The organism is Pseudomonas sp. NBB, assembly GCF_032701105.1.
GTDB lineage: Bacteria > Pseudomonadota > Gammaproteobacteria > Pseudomonadales > Pseudomonadaceae > Aquipseudomonas > Aquipseudomonas asiatica.
Window position 1 is genome coordinate 1,041,990 of record NZ_CP103994.1, and the last position, 20,905, is coordinate 1,062,894.

Consider the following 20,905-nt stretch of genomic DNA (forward strand, 5'->3'; position numbering starts at 1 on the left):
GCTTCGCGGGTGAACCCGCTCCCACAGGTACCGCGCAGGTCTTTAGCCTTGCACCGACCCTGTGGGAGCGGGTTTACCCGCGAAGAGGCCGGCACAGGCAATCCATTACTTGGGTTTTGAGCCGAGATTGCCGGGGCCGCTTTGCGGCCCCCCGGCTATTACGAAACCACCGCCTCAGCCGGCGAGACAATGCTGGTCTTGGCCCCCCGCGAGCGCCCCGAACTCAGGTACGCCGCAATCGACTCCTGCGTCACCTCGCCCAAAAACACCTGCTCGGCATCCAGCACCGGCAGCCACGCCCGGTTGAACTCGTACATCCGCGACAACAGGATGCGCAAATGCTCATCATGCGACGCCGTGGCATTGAACGGCCGCAGGAAGTCGCCACAAGTCCCTTGCTGGCGATGCATGTCACGCCGGCGCACGTAGCCCAGTGCCTTGTTCTGCGCATCGGTCACCACCACGTAGCGGCGGTCGTGCTCGTCCAGCAGCTCCAGCGCATCGCTCACCGGCGTCTGCGGGCTCACCGATGGCGCGTTGTCTGCCGCATCCTCCGCACGTACCAGAAGCAGGCGCTTGAGGGTGCTGTCCTGGCCGACGAAGTTGCTGACGAAATCATCCGCCGGGTGCGCCAGCAGGGTGTCCGGGTGGTCCAGCTGCAACAGCTTGCCGGCGCGGAAGATGGCGATCTTGTCGCCCAGCTTGATCGCTTCGTCGATGTCATGGCTGACCATGATCACGGTCTTGTTCAACGCCCGCTGCATCTCGAAGAACTCGTTCTGGATCATCTCGCGGTTGATCGGGTCGACCGCGCCGAACGGCTCGTCCATCAGCAGCACTGGCGCTTCCGCCGCCAAGGCGCGGATCACGCCGATACGCTGCTGCTGGCCGCCGGATAGCTCGCGCGGGTAGCGCTGCAGGTACTGCTTGGGCTCCAGCTTGATCATGTGCATCAGCTCGCGGGCGCGTTCATGGCACTTCTGTTTGTCCCAGCCGAGCAGGCGCGGCACCACGGTGATGTTTTCTTCGATGGTCATGTTGGGGAACAGGCCGATCTGCTGGATGACATAGCCGATGTGCCGGCGCAGGGTGACCTCGTCCAGCCCGGTGGTGTCTTTGCCATTGATGAACACCTGGCCGGAAGTGGGCGTGATCAGGCGGTTGATCATTTTCAGGGTAGTGCTCTTGCCGCAGCCCGAGGGGCCGAGGAACACGCAGATTTCCCCTTCGTTGACGGTGAGGCTTACCGAGTCGACGGCTTTGACGTCCTTGCCGTTGACGTTGAAGGTTTTGCTGAGGTTCTTCAGTTCGATCATGAGCGCAGTCCTTCTGGAGTCAGGGCACGTTGCAGGGTTTGCAGCAGCAGGTCGGCGATGATCGCCAGCAGGCTGACCAGCACGGCGCCGACCAGCAGCATCGACATGTCGCTGCGGCTGATGGAGGTAAGGATGAGTACACCAAGGCCGCCGGCGCCGATGGTGGCGGCGATGGTCATCACGCCGATGTTCATCACCACGGCGGTGCGCACGCCGGCGAGGATCACCGGCACGGCGATGGGCAGTTCGACCATGCGCAGGCGCTGGCCGAAGGTCATGCCGATGCCACGTGCGGCTTCACGGATGCCGGGTTCGACGTTGGTCAAAGCCAGGTAGGTGTTGCGCATGATCGGCAGCAGTGAGTAGAGGAACACCGCAGTGATCGCCGGCAGCGGCCCCAGGCCCTGGCCGAACCTGGAGTAGAACGGCAGCAGCAGGCCGAACAGGGCGATCGAGGGAATGGTCAGCAACACCGTGGCACTGGCCTGCAATGGGCCGGCGACGGCCGGGAAGCGGGTCATGAGGATGCCCAGCGGTACGCCGACGATGATCGCCAGGCCCACGGCGACGCCGACCAGCATGATGTGTTGCCAGGTCAGCTGCAGTACCTGGGCCCAGTCGAGGTGGGCGAACGTGTCGAGCAGGCTCATGGTTGTACCTCGCCAGGCATTGGGTGGTCACGCAGGAAGGCGGCGGCCACCTTGGTCGGGTTCTGGTGTTCGACGTCGACCTTGGCATTGAGCTGGCGCATGGTTTCGTCATCCAGTTGCTCGGCCAGAGGCTTGAGCAGGCCGGCCAGTTGCGGGTTGGCGTCGAGCACCTGTTTGCGCACCACCGGGGCGGCGGTGTAGTCGGGGAAGTAGTGCTTGTCGTCTTCCAGCAGCTTGAGGTTGAACGCGTTCAGGCGACCATCGGTGGTGTACACAAGGCCGGCGAACACCTGGTTGTTGTGCATGGCGGTGTAGACCAGGCCGGCATCCATCTGGCGGATGTTGGCGCGGCCCACTTGCAGGTCGTACATCGCTTTCAGGCCTACCAGGCCGTCCGGGCGGTTGGCGAACTCGGTGTCCAGCGCCACCAGGTGGTTGCGGTGGCTTTCGTCACGCAGTACCTGGTTGAGGTCGCTGATGGAGTTGATCTGCGGATAAGCCTCGGCGACCTGCTTGGGCAGGCCCAGCGCATAGGTGTTGCTGAACTTCGACGGGGTCAGCCAGATCAGGTCCTTCTTCGCGTCCAGTGCCTTGACCTTGGCGTAGGTGGCCTCGGCACTGGGCATGCGCTCGTCGATATGGTTGTACGACACCAGTGACACGCCGGTGTATTCCCACATCAGGTCGAGCTGGCCGGTTTCCTGGGCCTGGCGTGCGATGTTGCTGCCAAGGCCGCTGGTGACGCGCACATCAAAACCGTTGGCGCGCAGGTATTGCGCGGTGATTTCGGCAAGTACGGTCTGTTCGGTGAACACCCGCGCGCCGATACGGACAAGTGGTTTTTCCGCTGCCTGGGCAAATCCTGCGAACAGCAGGGTCGCGCCCAACAACAAGGCGATTCTCTTGTTCATACGTTCCCTCTCGTTATCCAGCCAGGCCACGTTCCAGCCAGCGCTTGCTGGAGAAACTCACCGCTGCATCCAGCGCCAGCGCCAGCAGTGCGGTGCAGGCAGCCCCCAGCAGCAGTTGTGGCTGGTTGTTCAGGGCGATGCCGGGGAAGATCAGGCTGCCGAGGCTGTTGGCGCCAATCAGGAACGCCAGCGGTGCGGTGCCGACGTTCAGCGCCAGGGCCACGCGCACACCGCCAACGATGATCGGCACGGCGTTGGGCAGCTCCACCTGCCAGAGTTGCTGGCGCGGAGTCATGCCGATGCCGGTGGCGGCTTCCTTGAGCGAGGCGGGGACGTTTTTCAGGCCCTCGTAGGTATTGCGCACGATGGGCAGGAGGGAGGCGAGGAACAGCGCGAAGATCGCGGGCCCGGCGCCGATGCCCAGGATACTCAGGGCAATGGCCAGAACGGCCAGGGGAGGGATGGTGTTACCAACGTTGAAGAACTGCATGAAGCGCTCGGCTTTGTCGACCCGGTGCGGTCGACTTAACGCAATGCCGGCGGGGATGCCCACGGCCAGCGCCGCCGCCATCGAAGCCAGCACCAGTACCAGGTGCGCTTGCAGGTAGAACCCAAGATCGTCGCGATACCGCGCGATCGTGTCGATGCCGATCCAGTGGACCAGCAGGGCCAGGATGACGAGCACGGCGGCCCATCCCAACAGCCCTTTTCCGTAGCGTTTAGCCACAGGCGGACTCCTTGTGTAGTCGGCGAGCACACTTCTTGGTTGCCGGCCAGTCCTGGCGGCGGGTGGTGTGTTCGCGAGTAGCAGCGTGACGCACGCCGAAGGCTGCGATCAGGCCATGAGCCGAACCCCGTCGGGCCCGAAAATGCTGATGAAAACAACTCCCCAACCGAAGCGGGTTGCAGGGGAGTGGACGTCTCCGTGGGCGTAAAGGTTCCCATCTGGGGCGGCATTTGGCCAGCGTTAATCACTGGCTGGTTGGAAAATTTACGAGAAAAAGCAGCGGGTTGGTGCGCTGTAGGCGTTGAAATAACTGCCCTTTGGCCATTTGTCGTGATAAAGCGATTGCCTGGCGAATTTGTGGCCTCTGGGCGGGCCCTTTCGCGGGTAAACCCGCTCCCACAGGTACTGCACAGGTTTCAAAGACGGTGTGATACCTGTGGGAGCGGGTTTACCCGCGAAGAGGCCGGTACAGGCACCGCCGGTTCAGCAAATTTTGGTCCCGGCCCAACTTCAGGTATGATATCGCCCCTTTTTAATCCCCCAGTCAGGCGATTTCCCATGACCAACCAGGCCGCCGAAGTCGCGAAGCGCCGCACTTTCGCAATCATTTCCCACCCCGACGCCGGTAAGACCACCATCACCGAGAAGCTGCTGCTGATGGGCAAGGCCATTGCCGTCGCCGGTACCGTGAAGTCGCGCAAGTCCGACCGCCACGCCACCTCCGACTGGATGGAAATGGAGAAGCAGCGCGGCATCTCCATCACCACCTCGGTGATGCAGTTCCCGTACCGCGAGCACATGATCAACCTGCTCGACACCCCCGGCCACGAAGACTTCTCGGAAGACACCTACCGCACCCTGACCGCGGTGGACTCGGCGCTGATGGTGCTCGACGGCGGTAAAGGTGTAGAGCCACGTACCATCGCCCTGATGGACGTGTGCCGCCTGCGCGACACGCCGATCGTCAGCTTCATCAACAAACTCGACCGCGACATCCGCGACCCGATCGAGCTGCTGGACGAGATCGAAGCCGTGCTGAAGATCAAGGCCGCGCCGATCACCTGGCCGATCGGTTGCTACCGCGACTTCAAGGGCGTGTACCACCTGACCGGTGACTACATCGTGGTGTACACCCCGGGCCACGGCCACGAGCGCACCGAAGCCAAGATCATCCAGAAGCTGGACTCGGACGAAGCCCGTGCCCACCTGGGCGACCAGTACGATTCGTTCGTCGAACAGCTGGAGCTGGTGCAGGGCGCCTGCCACGAGTTCAACCAGGAAGAGTTCATCAACGGCCAGCTGACCCCGGTGTTCTTCGGTACCGCGCTGGGCAACTTCGGTGTCGACCATGTGCTTGACGCCGTCGTCGACTGGGCGCCGCGCCCGCTGGGCCGTGTTGCCCACGAGCGCACCGTGGAGCCTGTGGAAGAGAAGTTCACCGGTTTCGTGTTCAAGATCCAGGCGAACATGGACCCGAAACACCGCGACCGCATCGCCTTCATGCGCATCTGCTCGGGCAAGTACGAGAAGGGCATGAAGATGCGCCACGTGCGCATCAACAAGGACCTGCGCATCGGCGACGCGCTGACCTTCTTCTCCTCCGAGCGTGAGCAGCTGGAAGAGGCCTATGCCGGCGACATCATCGGCCTGCACAACCACGGCACCATCCAGATCGGCGACACCTTCACCGAAGGCGAGGCACTGGGCTTCACCGGTATCCCGCACTTCGCACCGGAGTTGTTCCGCCGCGTGCGCCTGAAGGACCCGCTGAAATCCAAGCAGCTGCGCCAGGGCCTGCAACAGCTGGCCGAAGAAGGTGCGACCCAGGTGTTCTTCCCTGAGCGCAGCAACGACATCATCCTCGGTGCAGTCGGTGTGCTGCAGTTCGACGTGGTCGCCAGCCGCCTGAAGGAAGAGTACAAGGTCGAGTGCGCCTACGAGCCGATCACCGTGTGGTCGGCCCGCTGGATCGGTTGCGACGACAAGAAGAAGCTCGAGGAATTCCAGAACAAGGCCATGGAGAACCTGGCCATCGACGGTGGTGGGCACCTGACCTACCTGGCGCCGACCCGGGTCAACCTGTCGCTGATGGAAGAACGCTGGCCGGACATCAAGTTCCGCGCTACCCGCGAGCACCACTGATTTCGAGAGCTTGCTCCTGATTTTCAGGGCCTGCTCCTGACCCTTGTGGGAGCGGGTTTACCCGCGAATGCGTCGGTAAACTCAACATCGCATTCGCGGGTGAACCCGCTCCCACAGGGACCGTGTTAAGGCCGAAATCAATTCCCGGCCTTGATACTGGTCCAGATCCGCGTGCGAATACGGTCGATCTTGGCCGGCATCGCCTCCAGCGCATACAGCTTGCCCATTACTTCCTCGCTCGGGTAAATCATCGTATTACCCTTCATCGCCGGATCCACCAGCCCGTCCGCCTTGAGATTGCCGTTGGCGTACTGCACATGGTTGCTGATGTTGGCCATCACCTCCGGCTGCAGCAGGTAGTTCATGTAGGCATACCCGGCCTTCTCATCCGGTGCATCGGCCGGCATGGCAACCATGTCGAACCACATCGGCGCGCCTTCCCTGGGTATCGAGTAGCCCACCTTCACCCCGTTCTTCGCCTCCTCGGCGCGGTTCTTCGCTTGCAGTACATCCCCCGAGAAGCCCACCACCACGCAGATATCGCCATTGGCCAGGTCGCCGGTGTACTTCGAGGAGTGGAAGTAGCTGATGTACGGTCGCACCTGCATCAGCAGCGCCTTGGCCTTGTCGTAGTCCGCCGGTTCCTGGCTGTGGTGCGGCAGGCCCAGGTAGTGCAGGGCGATCGGTAACAGTTCAGGGCCGTTGTCCAACACCGCGACGCCGCAGCTTTTCAGCTTGCTCATGTACTCGGGCTTGAAGATCAGGTCCCAGGAGTCCACCGGGGCATCGTCGCCCAGCACTGCCTTGACCTTGTCGATGTTGTAGCCGATGCCGGTGCTGCCCCACAGGTATGGGAAACCGTACTGGTTACCCGGGTCGTTCACTTCGAGCGCCTTGAGCAGCACCGGGTTGAGGTTGTGCCAGTTGGGCAATTGCGACTTGTCCAGGCGCTTGAGGGCCTTGCCCTGGATTTGCCGGGCCATGAAATGGTTGGACGGAAACACCACGTCGTAGCCGGAGTTGCCGGTCATCAGCTTGCCGTCGAGGGTTTCGTTGCTGTCGTAAACGTCGTAGGTGGGCACGATACCGCTGGCTTGCTGGAAGTTCTTCAGTGTGTCGGGGGCAACGTAGCTGGACCAGTTGTAGATCTTCACCGTTTCGGCGGCGCCGGCCACGCTGGCGGCCAGCATCAGGGGGGCGAGAAGGAGCGTGCGCATGTCGGGGTTACCTTGCTTTGTGTGTTGTTATCGAAGGCAGGCGATCAGCGGATCAGAAAATAAGGACGTAGGTTTTGCGCACGGTCTCCTGGATGACCCAGGTGCCAGTGCTGTTGGCCGGTAGCATCAGTGCGTCTCCGGCTTCTATGAGCAGGGGCTCGCCACCGTCGGGGGTGAAGGTGCAGCGGCCCTTGATGAAATGGCAGAACTCCTGCTGCACGATCTGCCGCCGCCAGCGCCCGGGGGTGCACTCCCAGATGCCGGTTTCGACGCCGTCGCTGCGTTCCACGCAGGTGACCGAAGTCAATGCAACGGGGTCGCCAAGCGGCACCGCGACCGGGTTGGAGCTGTCGAGCACGGCGCTTTCGGTGTTCTTGAAATGGGTGATGCTCATGACCGGTAAATCCTGTGTCAGTGAGGGGGAAAAATCAGCGCATGAAGCCTTCCATGAAGTCCGCAAGATTGCTGGCAAGGCGCCGCCTCCAGGGCGCACTGGCGGGGTTGGCGAGGGTCCGGTCCTCGTGGACGAAGCTCTGGATGATCGCGTTGTAGCCCAGCCATCGGCAGGGCTCGGGTGGCCAGCTGGCCAGGCTTGAAAGCGGGCGGTTGTCGAGCACCCAGGGTTGCGCGGTCAGTTCGTTGTGCTGATTGAGGATCAGCGCCGCCAAGGTGCGACCGCCCAGGTTGGTGGCGCCGACGCCTTCGCCGCCATAGCCGCCCGCCAGGGCGATGCCGCGTTGACGGTCGCAGAGCATGTGTGGGCGGAAGCGCCGCGCCATGCCCAGGTTGCCGCCCCACGAATGGGTGATGCGTGCGTTTTTCAGTTGCGGGAAAAGCTCGCCGAACAGGTAGCGACGCAGGTCGATCTCGTGCGTTTCTAGGTTGAAGTTCTCGCGCAGGCGGCCACCGAAGCGGTAGCCGCCGCGGGCGCCGAACACCAGGCGATTGTCAGCGGTACGCTGGCCGTAGGTGACCTGGCGGCTACTTTCGCTGAACGCCTGGCCCTGGTTCAGGCCGATCTGTTGCCAGGTGGCCTCCGGTAGTGGTTCGGTGGCCACCAGCAGGCTCTGTACCGGCAACTGATGTCTGCCCAGCGGCGGCAGGCTGACGGCGTAGCCCTCCACGGCGGGTACCGTCCATTGGCAACGGATGCGCGCCAACGGGGTGCGCACCTCACCCGGCTGCCAGTCGATGGCTGGGGTGTTTTCGTAGATGGGTACGCCCAGCGCTTCTACCGCCCGGGCCAGGCCACGCGCCAGCTTGGCGGGTTGGATGGTTGCGGTGTGCGGGCTGTAGATGGCGCCATAGGCGTTGCTGACCCGCAACTGAGCGTCAAGCTGTTCGGGGCGCAGCCAGCGGTAGTCGTCCTCGGTCATGCCTTGGCGATAAAGGTCGTCTAGGTAGGCGCGCAGGCTGCGCTCCTGTTCCGGGTAGCGCGCGGCGCAGTACAGCACGCCGCCTTTGCGGTAGTCGCAGTCGATGCTCTCGCGATGCAGTACGCGGTGTACTTCATCGGGAATGCCATGCAGCAGGTCGATGCTGGCGCGGCGCTGTTGCGGTGACAGGGTGGCCAGCAGCCGGTCTTCGCCGAGCAGGTTGCCCATCAGCCAGCCGCCGTTGCGCCCCGAAGCGCCGAAGCCGGCGATGTTGGCGTCGATTACCGCGATGTTCAACTGTGGCGCCTGGCGCTTGAGGTAGTAGGCGGTCCACAGGCCGGTGTAGCCAGCGCCGATGATGCATACATCCGCGTCCAGGTCCTCGCGCAGGGCCGGGCGGGCGCACAACGGCTCGTCGAGCTGGTCCATCCACAGGCTGAGCGTGCGCAGGGGTTGCATCGGGTTCGGCTCCACATCCGTCAAGGTCTGTGGGCGATCCTAGTGGTGTCGGCGGGCGGCTGTCCTACGTGCGTGCACGCAGGGAAATTTGCTTCAGGTACGCCTTGGGCGTAAGCCCGGTGTGTTCGCGGAAACACTTGTAGAACGCCGACAACGAGTTGAAACCGGCATTGAACGCCAGCTCGTCGATCGTGGCCTCGATGCTGTCGTTATCAAGGCTGGCCATCAGGTGCTGCAGGCGGGCCTGGTTGACGTAGCGGTAGAAGCTTTGCCCGAGCACCTGGTTGAGCAGGTAGGAGATCTGGTTGCGGCTGTAGCCGCTGGCGTCGGCCACCTGCTGCAGATCCAGTTCCGGGTCCAGGTAGGGGCGCTGGCGCTGGAAGTAGTGTTCCAGGTCCTGGGCCATGGTCGACAACTGCCTCGGCGACAGGCCCAGGCGGCTGGTGGCCGGGCGTGGGCCACTGCTGGCGTGGCCGCTGCCGTTGCGGTGGACCAGCGTGGCATATTCGTTGACCTGCCAGATCAGGCCGTCCTTGACGGTAATCGCCTCGCTGGACTGGAACGCCACCAGGCCATCGCCGCCCTGGACCGTGACCTGGTACTGGATGAACGCGGTACAGCCGTCGACGCGGATGCGGTCGCTGTGCACGATATCTTCGCCGGCTTCATGGGGCAGGCAGGCGCGCACGTAGTCGCGCAGTTCCTGGTAGCCGAGCACGCGGTTCTGGAAGAAGTCGTGGTACTGAATGTCGGGGTGGTAGAGCTCCATGACGCCGTCGAGGTCGCGGCGCTTCCAGCACAGGTGGTAGCGCAGCACGGTGTCGGCGGTGAGCGGGGTCTGCTCGGGGCCGTCGGGGAGGGTGTGGGCGATCATGAGCCTGATAGTGCATTGCAGAACACCCAGCTGCAAGGGTGTGGATCCGGCATATTGCACGGTTCTGCCAAGCGGTATGGGGCGTAAGCCGTTGATTTGGTTGAGACTGATTTTTTGACAGGGATGGCATGGCGAGTGCACCGGTCTGTTCAACATCGAACAAGGAGAAAGGCCATGCGCTCGATACTGCTCTGGATGATTGGGGTGCCGATTCCGGTGATTATTCTGATCTGGTTCTTCATGCATTGAAATTGTGGGGCCGCTTTGCGGCCCATCGCGACACCAGGCCGCTCCTACAGGAGATCGCGGTCCCTTGTAGGAGCGGCCTTGTGTCGAGAAAGGGCTGCAAAGCAGCCCCGGCTATCTAAAGGCTAGAGAAACTGCTCGGCATAGTGACAAGCCACCTGCCGGGTACTCACCTGCCTGAGCGCCGGCACTTCCTTGGCACAACGCTCAGTCGCATACGGGCAACGTTTGTGAAACGCACACCCATCCGGCGGGTTCAGCGGGTTGGGCAACTCACCGGCAATGCGGATCTTCGGCTTCAAAGGGTCCGGGTGAATCGCCGGCGTCGCCGACAGCAGCGCCTGGGTATACGGGTGCAGCGGCCTTTCGTAGATATCTTCTTTCGGCCCCATCTCCGCCGGCCGGCCGAGGTACATCACCAGCACCTGATCGGCCACATGCCGCACCACCGCAAGGTTGTGCGAAATGAACACGTAGGCGGTGTTGAACTCCTTCTGCAAGTCCATGAACAGGTTCAGCACCTGGGCCTGGATCGACACGTCCAGCGCCGAGGTCGGCTCGTCCGCCACCAGCACCTTGGGCTGCAGCATCATTGCCCGGGCCAGGGCAATACGTTGGCGCTGGCCACCGGAGAACATGTGCGGGTAACGCTGGTAATGCTCGGGGCGCAGGCCGACCTGTTCCATCATCTTCTGCACCTTTTCTCGCCGCTCGGCCTTGGTCAGCGAGGTGTTGATCAGCAGCGGCTCGGCCAGCTGGTCACCAATCTTCTGCCGTGGGTTGAGCGAGGCGTAGGGGCTCTGGAACACCATCTGCACGTCGCGGCGCAGTTGCTTGCGCTCGCTCTTGCTGGCGCCTTTCACTTCGGTGCCGGCAATTTGCAGCGAGCCGGACGACGGCTCTTCGATCAGGGTCAGTGCGCGGGCCAGGGTCGACTTGCCGCAGCCGGACTCGCCGACCACGGCCAGGGTTTTGCCGGCCTCCAGTTCGAACGACACGCCATTCAGCGCGCGGACCAGGGCGTGGCCCTTGAACAGCCCACGGGAGACTTCGTAGTGCCGGGTCAGCTCCCGGGCGGATAGAACGACGGCCATCACGCCACCTCCTGGTTCAGCGGGTAGAAGCAACGCACCAGGCCATGGGCCTGAGGATCGAGGGGCGGGCGCTGGCGCCGGCAGTTGTCCTGCACGTACGGGCAGCGCGGTGACAGCAGGCAACCCACGGGGCGGTCGTAGCGGCCTGGGACGATGCCGGGCAGGGTGGCCAGGCGTTCGGCACCAATGCTGTGCTCGGGGATCGCCGCCAGCAACGCTTCGCTGTAGGGGTGGGCGGGCACGTCGAACAGCTCCGGCACCTGGCCCACTTCCACGGCCTGGCCGGCGTACATCACGCACACCCGCCTGGCCGTTTCGGCGACCACGGCGAGGTCGTGGGTGATCAGGATGAGCGCCATGTTGCGCTCCTTCTGCAGGTTGACCAGCAGCTCCATGATCTGCGCCTGGATGGTCACGTCCAGCGCAGTGGTGGGTTCGTCGGCAATCAGCAGCTTGGGCTCGCCGGCAATCGCCATGGCAATCGCCACGCGCTGGCTCATGCCGCCGGACAGCTGATGCGGGTAGGCGTCCAGGCGGCTTTCCGCAGCCGGGATCTCGACCTTCTTCAGCAGCTCCAGGGCACGCTGGCGCGCGGCCTTGCCCTTCAGGCCCAGGTGCTGGCGCAGCACTTCCTCGATCTGGTAGCCCACGGTGTAGCTGGGGTTGAGCGCGGTCATCGGGTCCTGGAAGACCATGGCGATGTCCTTGCCCACCACTTTGCGTCGCTGGCGACCGCTGAGCTTGAGCATGTCGGTGCCGTCGAAGGTGAGCGAGTCGGCGGTGATGCGCCCGGGGGCGTCGATCAGGCCCATCAGGGCCATCATGGTCACGGACTTGCCCGAGCCGGATTCGCCGACGATGGCCAGGATCTCGCCGGCCTCCACCGTCAGGTCCAGGCCATCGACCACCGGTACCGCATTGGCGTCGCCGAAGCGCACGTTCAGGTTGTTGATCTGCAACAGTGACATGGCGTACTCCTCAGGCGGCGTTCTTGAGTTTCGGGTCCAGCGCATCGCGCAGGCCGTCGCCCATCAGGTTGATTGCCAGCACACTGAGCAGAATGGTCAGGCCGGGCAGGCTCACCACCCACCAGGCGCGCTCGATGTAGTCACGAGCCGAAGCCAGCATGGTGCCCCACTCCGGGGTCGGCGGCTGTACGCCAAGGCCAAGGAAGCCCAGGGCGGCGGCGTCGAGGATGGCCGAGGAGAAGCTGAGGGTGGCCTGCACGATCAGCGGGGCCATGCAGTTTGGCAGCACGGTGACGAACATCAGCCGTGGCAGCCCGGCACCGGCCAGGCGCGCGGCGGTGACGTAGTCGCGGTTCAGCTCGCCCATCACGGCGGCGCGGGTAAGGCGCACGTAGGATGGCAACGACACGATGGCGATGGCGATCACGGTGTTGATCAGGCCTGGGCCGAGGATGGCGACGATGGCCACCGCCAGCAGCAGCGAGGGCAGGGCCAGCATCACGTCCATCAGGCGCATGATCGACGGGCCGAGCAGTTGCGGGAAGAAACCGGCCAGCAGGCCCAGCAGGATGCCAGGGATCAGCGACATCACCACCGACGACAGGCCGATCAGCAGCGACAGCCGCGCGCCCTGGATCAGCCGCGAAAGCAGGTCGCGGCCCAGCTCGTCGGTGCCGAGGATGAACTGCCAGCTGCCACGTTCGAGCCACACCGGTGGGGTCAGCAGGAATTCGCGGTACTGCTCGCTCGGGTCGTGCGGGGCGACCCACGGCGCGAACAGCGCGCAGAACACCACCAGGCACATGAAGGCCAGGCCCATCACCGCACCTTTGTTGCGGGCGAAGGCTTGCCAGAATTCTTTGTATGGCGAGGGGTAGAGCAGGCTCTGGTCCACCGGGCTGGCCGGCGTGACGGATTTCGGAATCGGGCTAGTCATGGCGAAGGCCTCAGCGCTGATGACGGATGCGTGGGTTGGCCAGGCCGTAGAGGATATCCACTACGAAGTTGACCAGGATCACCAGGCAGGCGATCAACAGGATGCCGTTCTGGACCACGGGGTAGTCACGGGCACCGATGGCTTCGATCAGCCACTTGCCGATGCCCGGCCAGGAAAAGATGGTTTCGGTCAGCACCGCACCGGCCAGCAACGTGCCAACCTGCAGGCCGAATACGGTCAGTACCGGGATCAGCGCGTTGCGCAGGCCGTGCACGAACACCACGCGGGCCGGCGACAGGCCTTTGGCGCGGGCGGTGCGGATGTAGTCCTCGCGCAGCACTTCGAGCATCGACGAGCGGGTCATGCGGGCAATCACCGCCAGCGGGATGGTGCCGAGCACGATGGCCGGCAGGATCAGGTGCATCACCGCGTCCTTGAACGCACCTTCCTCGTCGCTGAGCAGGGTGTCGATGAGCATGAAGCCGGTCTTCGGCTCGATGTCGTAGAGCAGGTCGATGCGCCCGGACACCGGGGTCCAGCCCAGGCTTACCGAGAAGAACATGATCAGGATCAGACCCCACCAGAAGATCGGCATCGAATAACCCGCCAGCGAAATGCCCATCACCCCGTGGTCGAACAGCGATCCGCGCTTGAGCGCAGCGATCACCCCGGCCAGCAGGCCGACGATGCCAGCGAACAGCAGGGCGGCGAAGGCCAGTTCGAGTGTGGCCGGGAACAGGGTGAGGAACTCGCTCCACACGCTCTCGCGGGTGCGCAGCGATTCACCGAGGTCACCCTGGGCCAGCTTGCCGACGTAGTCCAGGTACTGGACCGGCAGCGGCTTGTTCAGGCCCAGGCGCTCCATGGCCTGGGCATGCATTTCGGGGTCGACCCTGCGCTCGCCCATCATCACTTCCACCGGGTCGCCGGGGATCAGGCGTATGAGCGCGAAGGTCAGCAAGGTGATACCGAAAAAGGTCGGTATCAGCAGGCCAAGGCGCCGGGCAATAAAGCTCAACATTGTCTGGGTTACCTCATCAGGCCGTGCGGCTAGCAGCACGCTACGGGGTGCCGCCGGTCCCCGTGTGGGTTGCCGGCGGTCGTTGTTGTTCTACTTCACCTTGGTGGTGGCGAAGTTGTTGTTGGCCAGAGGGCTGATCACGTAGCCCTCCACGTTGTCACGCATGGCGGCGAACACCTTGGGGTGGGCCATGCTGATCCAGGGTTGGTCGTCATCGTACACCCTTAAAGCCTCGGCATAGACCCATCGGCGCTCATTGTCATCCGTCATCTGCCGTGCGCGCGTGATGAGTTCCTGGAACTGCGGATTGCACCAGCGGGCGTAGTTCTCGCCGTTCTTGGCGGCCTCGCAGCTGAGCAGTGGGGTGAGGAAGTTGTCCGGGTCACCGTTGTCGCCTGCCCAGCCGGTGGAGACCAGGTCGGCTTCGCCGTTCTTGGCACGACGCAGCATTTCGGCCCATTCCATCACGCGGATATCCAGCTTCAGGCCGACCTGTTTCAGGTCGGCCTGCAGCATCTCGGCGGACAGGCGTGGGTTGGGGTTGGTCATGCCGCCGCCGTTGCGGGTGAACAGGGTGATCACGGTACCTTCCGGTACGCCAGCTTCCTTGAGCAGGGCGCGGGCCTTGGCCAGGTCCCGAGGCGGGTTCTGGTTGGTGGTATTGTAACCGAGCATGGTCGGCGGGTACGGGTTCACGCCCACCAGCGCGTTGTCCTTGCCAAACAGCTGGTCGACGTGTGTCTGGCGGTCGAAGGCCATGTTGATGGCTTTGCGCACGCGCACATCGCTGAGGTACTTGTGCTGGGTGTTCATGGCGATATAGCCGGTAACCAGCGCTTCGGTCTCGGCGACCTTGAGCTTGGGGTCGGCCTTGATCGTCGGCACGTCCTCCGGTTTGGGGTACAGCGCCACCTGGCATTCGTTGGCGCGCAGCTTTTGCAGGCGCACGTTGCTGTCGGTGGCGATGGCGAATATCAGGGCGTCGGCCGGGGGCTTGCCGCGGAAGTAGTCCGGGTTGGGTTTGAAGCGGACCTGGGCGTCCTTGTTGTAACGCTGGAAGATGAACGGGCCAGTGCCGATCGGCTTGCTGTTCAGCTCGGCGGTCTTGCCGGCCTTGAGCAACTGGTCGCCGTATTCGGCGGAGTAGATCGAGGTGAAGCCCATGGCCATGTCCCGCAGGAACGGTGCTTCCGGGCGAGTGAGGGTGATCACCACGGTGTGGTCATCGGTCTTGTCCACCGACTTGAGCAGGCTTTTGAAGGACATGCTTTCGAAGTACGGGTAGCCGACGCTGGTCTTGTCGTGCCACGGGTGCGCCGGGTCGAGCTGACGGCGCAGGCTCCACAGCACGTCATCGGCATTGAATTCGCGAGTGGGCGTGAAGTAGTCGGTCTTGTGGAACTTCACCCCTTGGCGCAGGTGGAAGGTGTAGGTCAGGCCGTCCGGTGAGATGTCCCAGCGTTCGGCCAGGGCCGGCTGGACATCGGTGGTACCGGGCTTGAAGTCGACCAGGCGGTTGAACAGCGCTTCGGAGGTGGCATCGAAGGTGACCCCCGTAGTGTACTGGACAACGTCGAACCCTTCCGGGCTGGCCTCGGTGCACACTACCAGCGGCTTGGCCGCCAGTTGCGTGGCGCTACCCAGTACCAGCGCTGCCAGGGCGAGGCGTAGCGGTAGCGATTTCATGAAAGCTCTCTGCATGGGTGGACTCCCTGCTTGCATTGATTCCAGCGTAGCCGCCACGGCCCGCAGCGAAGCAGGCCGTGGCGCCGGCGGTCAGAGAATGTTGAATGGAATGGTGGTAACCACCCGGAACTCATCCAGGCTGCCATCGCCCTGGGCCTTGCTGGCGCGGTGCGCGGTGTAGGTGGCACGGATGCTGGTGTCTTTCAATGGCCCGCTCTGTACCGCGTAGCTGGTGCCGAAGCCCCACTCGTAGTGGGTTTCGCCATCCAGGCCGTTCACGTCGTAGGCGGTACCGCGGTAATGGGTACCATCGATGCCCCAGCCGCGGGCGTTGTACAGGTTGAACTTCAGGCCCGGCACGCCGTACGGCGCCATGTTCAGCACGTAGGAAATCTGCAGCGATTTCTCGTTGGGGCCGTTGAAGTCCGACAGCAGCGAGTTGGCCAGGTAGATGCCGTTGGTTTCGTGCAGGTAGTCGAAGTACTCGTTGCCGTTGACCTGCTGCCAGGAGGCGCTGAGGGTGTGGGCCTGGTGGGTCAGGCCGAACGACAGGCTGTAGGTGTCGTTGTCGATATCGCCCATCTTCTTGCTGCCGGCGTCGACGGTCTTGTAGTAGTTCAGGCCGGTGCTCAGGCTTAGCACTGCGCTATCGCCGAGCACATGGTTGGCGCCGAAGTAGTACTGGTTCCAGAAGTCGTCGACCTTGGTGGCGTACAGGCTGGTGCTCAGGCTCTTGAACGGCTGGTAGTTGATGCCGGCGGTGCTGGCGCGGTCGGTCTCCACGCCAGTGGCGCTGTACTCGGTGCGGAACTTGCTGAGGCTCTGTTCGGTACGTGGCGAGACGCGGTCGAAGGTGCCCAGGTCGAAGCTCAGGTTGTCGAATTCGGCGCTGTGCAGGAACGCGCCCTGGAAGCTCGAGGGCAGGGCGCGGTTGCCGATGTAGGCGATCATCGGCGTGTCCACCGATTGGCGGCCGACGGTGAGGGTGGTGTTGGACACCCGCGCCTTGACGTTGGCCAGGCCCATCTTGCTCCACTGGCCGACCGGGTCGCCGTCGCTGTGGGTCAGGGTGCGGTTGTTGGGGCCGGCGACGTCCTCGCGGTTCTGCAGCAGGGCGATGGCATTGTAACCGGCGGCTTCGACGGCGAAGCCGACGGTGCCCTGGGTGAAACCGGAGCTGTAGTTGAGGATGGTGCCCTGCACCCAGTTCTCGCGGCTGTGGGTGTCGTGGCGGGTGCCGTCGCTCTTGTAGTACTTCCACAGCGGGGCGCGTGCGGCGCGCTCGCGGGCATACCAGTTGCGGGTGCTGCCGGACAGGCTCTGGCCGTCGACGAAGCCGCTGGCCTGCTCCTGCTCGCTGCTGCCTTTTAGTGTGATGGGCACGTATTCCTGGCTTTGTGGGTCGGCCTGGGTCACGGTGGATAAGGCACTGATGGATAACGCCAGTGCGGTCAAGGTGAATAGTCTCAAGGTTAAAGCTCCCTTTCTGTTCTTCTAGTTATTGCCTGGCCTTGTGGGCCGGGCTTCTTGCTGCGGTGTTGCCAGGGTTGCCCGGGGTCACCGGGCAGAATCGGGGCGTTGTGTTGGCTGTGCCGGCCCTTTCGCGGGTAAACCCGCTCCCACAGGGGCACCACAGGTTTCGGCATGTGCGCCGTACCTGTGGGAGCGGGTTTACCCGCGAAGAGGCCCTTGAGGGTTAAAGATCAATCAACACTCACACCGGAAAAATCGTTGCGCCCGAAAGGGCTGACCTTGAATTCGGAAACCTTGATGCTCAGCGGTTGGTTGACCATTGAATGTGCCACCGGGGTAATCGGCACCTGTTGCTTGAGCCGCTGCTGGGCCTGCTGGTACAGGGCGGTGCGCTGCGCGCGGTCGGTGACCTGCTTGGCCTGCTTGACCAGGCTGTCGTACTGCGGATCGCACCACAGCGAGTAGTTGTTGCTGCCGATGGCATCGCAGTTGTAGAGGGTGCCCAGCCAGTTGTCCGGGTCGCCGTTGTCCCCGGTCCAGCCGATCAGGGCGATATCGTGCTCGCCGCTTTTCATGCGCTTGAGGTACTCGCCCCATTCATAGCTGACAATGCGCACCTTGAAGCCGAGCTTGCTCCAGTCGGCCTGGAGCATTTCCGCCATCAGCTTGGCGTTTGGGTTGTACGGGCGCTGCACCGGCATGGCCCACAGGGTGATCTCGGTGCCCGGCTTGACTCCGGCCTGCTGCAGTAGCTGTTTGGCCTTTTCCGGATCGAAGGGGGCGTCCTTGATGCTGTCGTCATAGGACCACTGGGTTGGCGGCATGGCGTTGACTGCCAGCTGGCCGGAATCCTGATACACAGCCTGGATGATCGCCTGCTTGTTCACTGCCATATCCATTGCCTGGCGCACTTCCAACCGGTCGAACGGTGGGTGTTGAGTGTTGTAGGCGATATAGCCGAGGTTGAAGCCAGGCTGTTGCAGCACCTGCAGTTTGCTGTCGGCCTTGAGCGCCGGGAGGTCTGCGGGGCGCGGGTTCAGGGTGACCTGGCATTCGTTGCGGCGCAGCTTCTGGATGCGCACCGAAGGGTCGATGTTGATCGAGAACACCAGGTTGTCGATCTTCACGTCCTGCGGTGACCAATAGGCCTTGTTGCCCTTGTAGCGGATCTGCGAATCCTTCTGATAACGCTGGAACACGAACGGGCCGGTGCCGATCGGTTGCTGGTTGATGTCGCTGGGGCGCCCGCTGGTAATCAACTGTTCGGCGTATTCAGCAGAGAGGATCGAGGCGAAGCTCATGGCCAGGTTCTGGATGAACGCGGCATCGACCTTGTTCAGGGTGAACACCACGGTCAGTGGACCGGTCTTTTCGACACGGGCGATGTTCTTGTCCAGGCCCATGCTGATGAAATAGGGGAACTCGGTCGGGTAGGCCTGGCGGAACGGGTGGTTCTTGTCGAGCATGCGGTTGAAGGTGAACAGCACGTCGTCGGCGTTGAAGTCGCGGCTCGGTGCAAAGGCCTTGTTGCTGTGGAACTTCACCCCTTCGCGCAGGTGGAAGGTGTAGCGCAGGCCATCTTCGGACACCTCCCAGCGGGTCGCCAGGGCAGGGTGCACGGCAGTGCCGCCGCGTTCGAACTCGACCAGGCGGTTGTAGATCGGTTCGGCGGCGTCATTGTCGGTGGCGCTGGTGTACTGGGCAGTGTCGAAGCCGGCGGGGCTGCCTTCGGAACAGAACACCAGGTTGTTGGCCAGCAGGGCCGGCGATTGGCTGATCAGGCCCAGGGCCAGCAGGGCGGAAACTCGGGTGGTATTGCGCATGGCAAGTCCTTTTACGTCTGTTTGCGCCGCCTCGGGGTACGAATGGCGGCAACAGGTCGCCGACCCCGCTGCGGATGGCAGCAGGACGACATGAACGGGTATGAGGATGGCGGGGCACCCGCCGCTCGGCGGGTGCCTTGGCTAGCCTATTTGTCCACGCTGACGCCGTAGAAGGAGTTCAGCGCGAACGGGCTGATCTTGAAGTCCTTCACCTTGGCGCTCATGGGCTGGTACACGGTGGAGTGGGCGATCGGGGTGATCGGCACCTGCTCCTTGAGGATGTGCTGTGCCTGCTGATACAACTCGGTGCGCTTGGCCTGGTCGGAAGTGGCCTTGGCCTGCTTGATCAGGTCGTCGTAGGGCTTGTAGCACCATTTGGAGAAGTTGTTGCCGTTCATGGCGTCGCAGCCGTACAGGGTGCCCAGCCAGTTGTCCGGGTCACCGTTGTCACCGCTCCAGCCGATCAGCATGGCGCCCTGTTCGCCGCCTTTGGAGCGCTTGATGTACTCGCCCCATTCATAGCTGACGATCTTGGCCTTGATGCCGACCTTGGCCCAGTCGGATTGCAGCATCTCGGCCATCAGCTTGGCATTGGGGTTGTACGGGCGTTGCACGGGCATCGCCCACAGGGTGATTTCGGTGCCTTCCTTGATGCCGGCTTCCTTGAGCAGTTGCTTGGCTTTTTCAGGGTCGAATGGCGCGTCCTTGATGCTGTCGTCATAGGACCACTGGGTCGGGGGCATGGCGTTGACCGCCAGTTGGCCGGCGCCCTGGTAGACCGACTCGATGATCTTTTTCTTGTCCACGGCCATGTCCAGCGCCTCGCGGACTTTCAGCTGGGCCAGCGGGTTGGGCTCGTTGCTGCCCTTGACCTTGTCCATCACGTTGTAGGCGATGTAGCCGAGGTTGAAACCGGCTTGCTGCGGCATCTGCAGCTTGGGGTCCTGTTTCAGCGGCTGGATGTCGGCAGGGCGCGGGAACAGGGTGACCTGGCACTCGTTCTTCTTCAGCTTCTGCATGCGCACAGAGGCGTCGGTGGTGATGGCGAAGATCAGGTTGTCGATCTTCACGTCATCAGGTTGCCAGTAGTCCTTGTTGCCCTTGAAGCGGATCTGCGCGTCCTTCTGGTACTTGCTGAATACGAACGGGCCAGTGCCGATCGGCTTCTGGTTGATGTCGGCGGCCTTGCCGTCCTTGAGCAACTGGTCGGCGTATTCGGCGGACTGGATCGAGGCGAAGCTCATGGCCAGGTTCTGAATGAATGCGGCGTCGACTTCGTTGAGGGTGAACCTGACGGTATGTTCGTCGAGCTTTTCCAGCTTGGCGATATTCTTGTCCATGCCCATGTCGGTGAAGTATGGGAACTCGGTGGGGTAGGCCTTGCGGAACGGGTGGTCCTTGTCGAGCATGCGGTTGAAGGTGAACAGCACGTCGTCGGCGTTGAAGTTGCGGGTGGGCTTGAAGTAGTCGGTGGTGTGGAACTTGACCCCTTCGCGCAGGTGGAAGGTGTAGGTCTTTCCGTCGTCGGAGACTTCCCACTTGGTCGCCAGACCCGGGATGACTGCCGTGCCGCCACGTTCGAACTGGGTCAAGCGGTTGAACACGGTCTCGGCCGAGGCGTCAAAGTCAGTCCCTGTGGTGTATTGGCCCGGGTCGAAGCCGGCCGGGCTGCCTTCGGAGCAGAACACCAGGTTGGACGCTGCGAGGGCCGACGGTGCGCCGGAGAGCAAGCCTGCGCCTAGCAGGAACGGAATGACTGCGTGTTTGAGCATGGTGGCCTCATTGTTGTCATTTTTCGATTGAGGTGGCCTCGTGAGCCGACCTGCGGATACTTATGCAGGGGGTGTTCCCAATGCAATATGCGGAGGGATAGTTGGCGCCAGAAAAGTGGTACGGGCGTACATGGATGTCGCATTGATATAACTTTCGAAGAAGTTAAACGTTTGCGTAGGCAAAATGATGGCTTTTTGCGGGATATTTCGAGG

17 protein-coding genes are annotated in these 20,905 nt (G+C 63.0%); 1 reads left to right on the plus strand and 16 read right to left on the minus strand.

What is annotated here, in order from left to right; all coding sequences use genetic code 11:
• Positions 1-158 precede the first annotated feature (158 nt).
• Genes NY023_RS04795 through NY023_RS04810 form a run of 4 tightly spaced genes read right to left on the minus strand, consistent with a single transcriptional unit; the run spans position 159 to position 3,604 of the window.
• Positions 159-1,316: a betaine/proline/choline family ABC transporter ATP-binding protein gene (locus tag NY023_RS04795; protein ID WP_013971041.1), complete on the minus strand. Its 1,158-nt coding sequence runs from the start codon at positions 1,314-1,316 to the stop codon at positions 159-161.
• Positions 1,313-1,966, minus strand: coding sequence for an ABC transporter permease (locus NY023_RS04800; protein WP_013971042.1), 654 nt, complete (start codon positions 1,964-1,966; stop codon positions 1,313-1,315). Before NY023_RS04800 ends, NY023_RS04795 begins: the two co-directional genes overlap by 4 nt.
• Positions 1,963-2,877, minus strand: a complete 915-nt coding sequence (locus NY023_RS04805; protein WP_013971043.1) for a glycine betaine ABC transporter substrate-binding protein — start codon at positions 2,875-2,877, stop codon at positions 1,963-1,965. The genes NY023_RS04800 and NY023_RS04805 overlap by 4 nt, the downstream gene beginning before the upstream one ends.
• Positions 2,878-2,890: 13 nt before the next feature.
• Positions 2,891-3,604, minus strand: a complete 714-nt coding sequence (locus NY023_RS04810) for an ABC transporter permease (RefSeq protein WP_023660682.1) — start codon at positions 3,602-3,604, stop codon at positions 2,891-2,893.
• Between the two features lie 558 nt (positions 3,605-4,162).
• Here NY023_RS04810 and NY023_RS04815 point away from each other — a divergent pair.
• On the plus strand, positions 4,163-5,746 hold the full coding sequence (locus NY023_RS04815; protein WP_003257876.1) for a peptide chain release factor 3: 1,584 nt from the start codon (positions 4,163-4,165) through the stop codon (positions 5,744-5,746).
• A 137-nt stretch (positions 5,747-5,883) separates the two neighbouring features.
• Here NY023_RS04815 and NY023_RS04820 read toward each other — a convergent pair whose 3' ends face one another.
• The 12 genes from NY023_RS04820 to NY023_RS04875 form a co-directional block, all read right to left on the minus strand.
• Positions 5,884-6,963: a polyamine ABC transporter substrate-binding protein gene (locus tag NY023_RS04820; protein WP_023660681.1), complete on the minus strand. Its 1,080-nt coding sequence runs from the start codon at positions 6,961-6,963 to the stop codon at positions 5,884-5,886.
• Positions 6,964-7,015: 52 nt separating this feature from the next.
• Positions 7,016-7,357: a cupin domain-containing protein gene (locus NY023_RS04825; protein ID WP_013971046.1), complete on the minus strand. Its 342-nt coding sequence runs from the start codon at positions 7,355-7,357 to the stop codon at positions 7,016-7,018.
• Between the two features lie 34 nt (positions 7,358-7,391).
• Positions 7,392-8,798, minus strand: a complete 1,407-nt coding sequence (locus tag NY023_RS04830) for an NAD(P)/FAD-dependent oxidoreductase (protein WP_041506251.1) — start codon at positions 8,796-8,798, stop codon at positions 7,392-7,394.
• A gap of 64 nt (positions 8,799-8,862) precedes the next feature.
• Positions 8,863-9,672 carry an AraC family transcriptional regulator gene (locus NY023_RS04835; RefSeq protein WP_013971048.1) on the minus strand — a complete coding sequence of 270 codons (810 nt, stop codon included), beginning with the start codon at positions 9,670-9,672 and terminating at the stop codon, positions 8,863-8,865.
• Positions 9,673-10,043: 371 nt separating this feature from the next.
• The gene (locus NY023_RS04840; RefSeq protein ID WP_013971049.1) at positions 10,044-11,012 is read right to left on the minus strand and encodes a peptide ABC transporter ATP-binding protein; all 969 of its coding nucleotides are present in this window, start codon (positions 11,010-11,012) and stop codon (positions 10,044-10,046) included.
• Positions 11,012-11,980: an ABC transporter ATP-binding protein gene (locus NY023_RS04845; RefSeq protein WP_003257886.1), complete on the minus strand. Its 969-nt coding sequence runs from the start codon at positions 11,978-11,980 to the stop codon at positions 11,012-11,014. The genes NY023_RS04840 and NY023_RS04845 overlap by 1 nt, the downstream gene beginning before the upstream one ends.
• A 10-nt stretch (positions 11,981-11,990) precedes the next feature.
• Positions 11,991-12,917, minus strand: coding sequence for an ABC transporter permease subunit (locus NY023_RS04850; protein ID WP_041506250.1), 927 nt, complete (start codon positions 12,915-12,917; stop codon positions 11,991-11,993).
• A 10-nt stretch (positions 12,918-12,927) separates the two neighbouring features.
• On the minus strand, positions 12,928-13,938 hold the full coding sequence (locus tag NY023_RS04855) for an ABC transporter permease subunit (protein ID WP_012316108.1): 1,011 nt from the start codon (positions 13,936-13,938) through the stop codon (positions 12,928-12,930).
• A gap of 90 nt (positions 13,939-14,028) precedes the next feature.
• A complete protein-coding gene (locus NY023_RS04860; RefSeq protein WP_031324239.1) occupies positions 14,029-15,639 on the minus strand; it encodes an ABC transporter substrate-binding protein in 1,611 nt (536 codons plus the stop codon).
• Positions 15,640-15,714: 75 nt separating this feature from the next.
• Positions 15,715-17,094, minus strand: a complete 1,380-nt coding sequence (locus NY023_RS04865; protein WP_041506249.1) for an OprD family porin — start codon at positions 17,092-17,094, stop codon at positions 15,715-15,717.
• 233 nt (positions 17,095-17,327) lie between these two features.
• Complete coding sequence (locus tag NY023_RS04870) at positions 17,328-18,920, minus strand: ABC transporter substrate-binding protein (protein WP_013971053.1); 1,593 nt, start codon at positions 18,918-18,920, stop codon at positions 17,328-17,330.
• Positions 18,921-19,066: 146 nt separating this feature from the next.
• Positions 19,067-20,692 (minus strand): ABC transporter substrate-binding protein, encoded by a 1,626-nt coding sequence (locus tag NY023_RS04875; RefSeq protein ID WP_013971054.1) that lies wholly within the window; start codon positions 20,690-20,692, stop codon positions 19,067-19,069.
• Positions 20,693-20,905 lie beyond the last annotated feature (213 nt).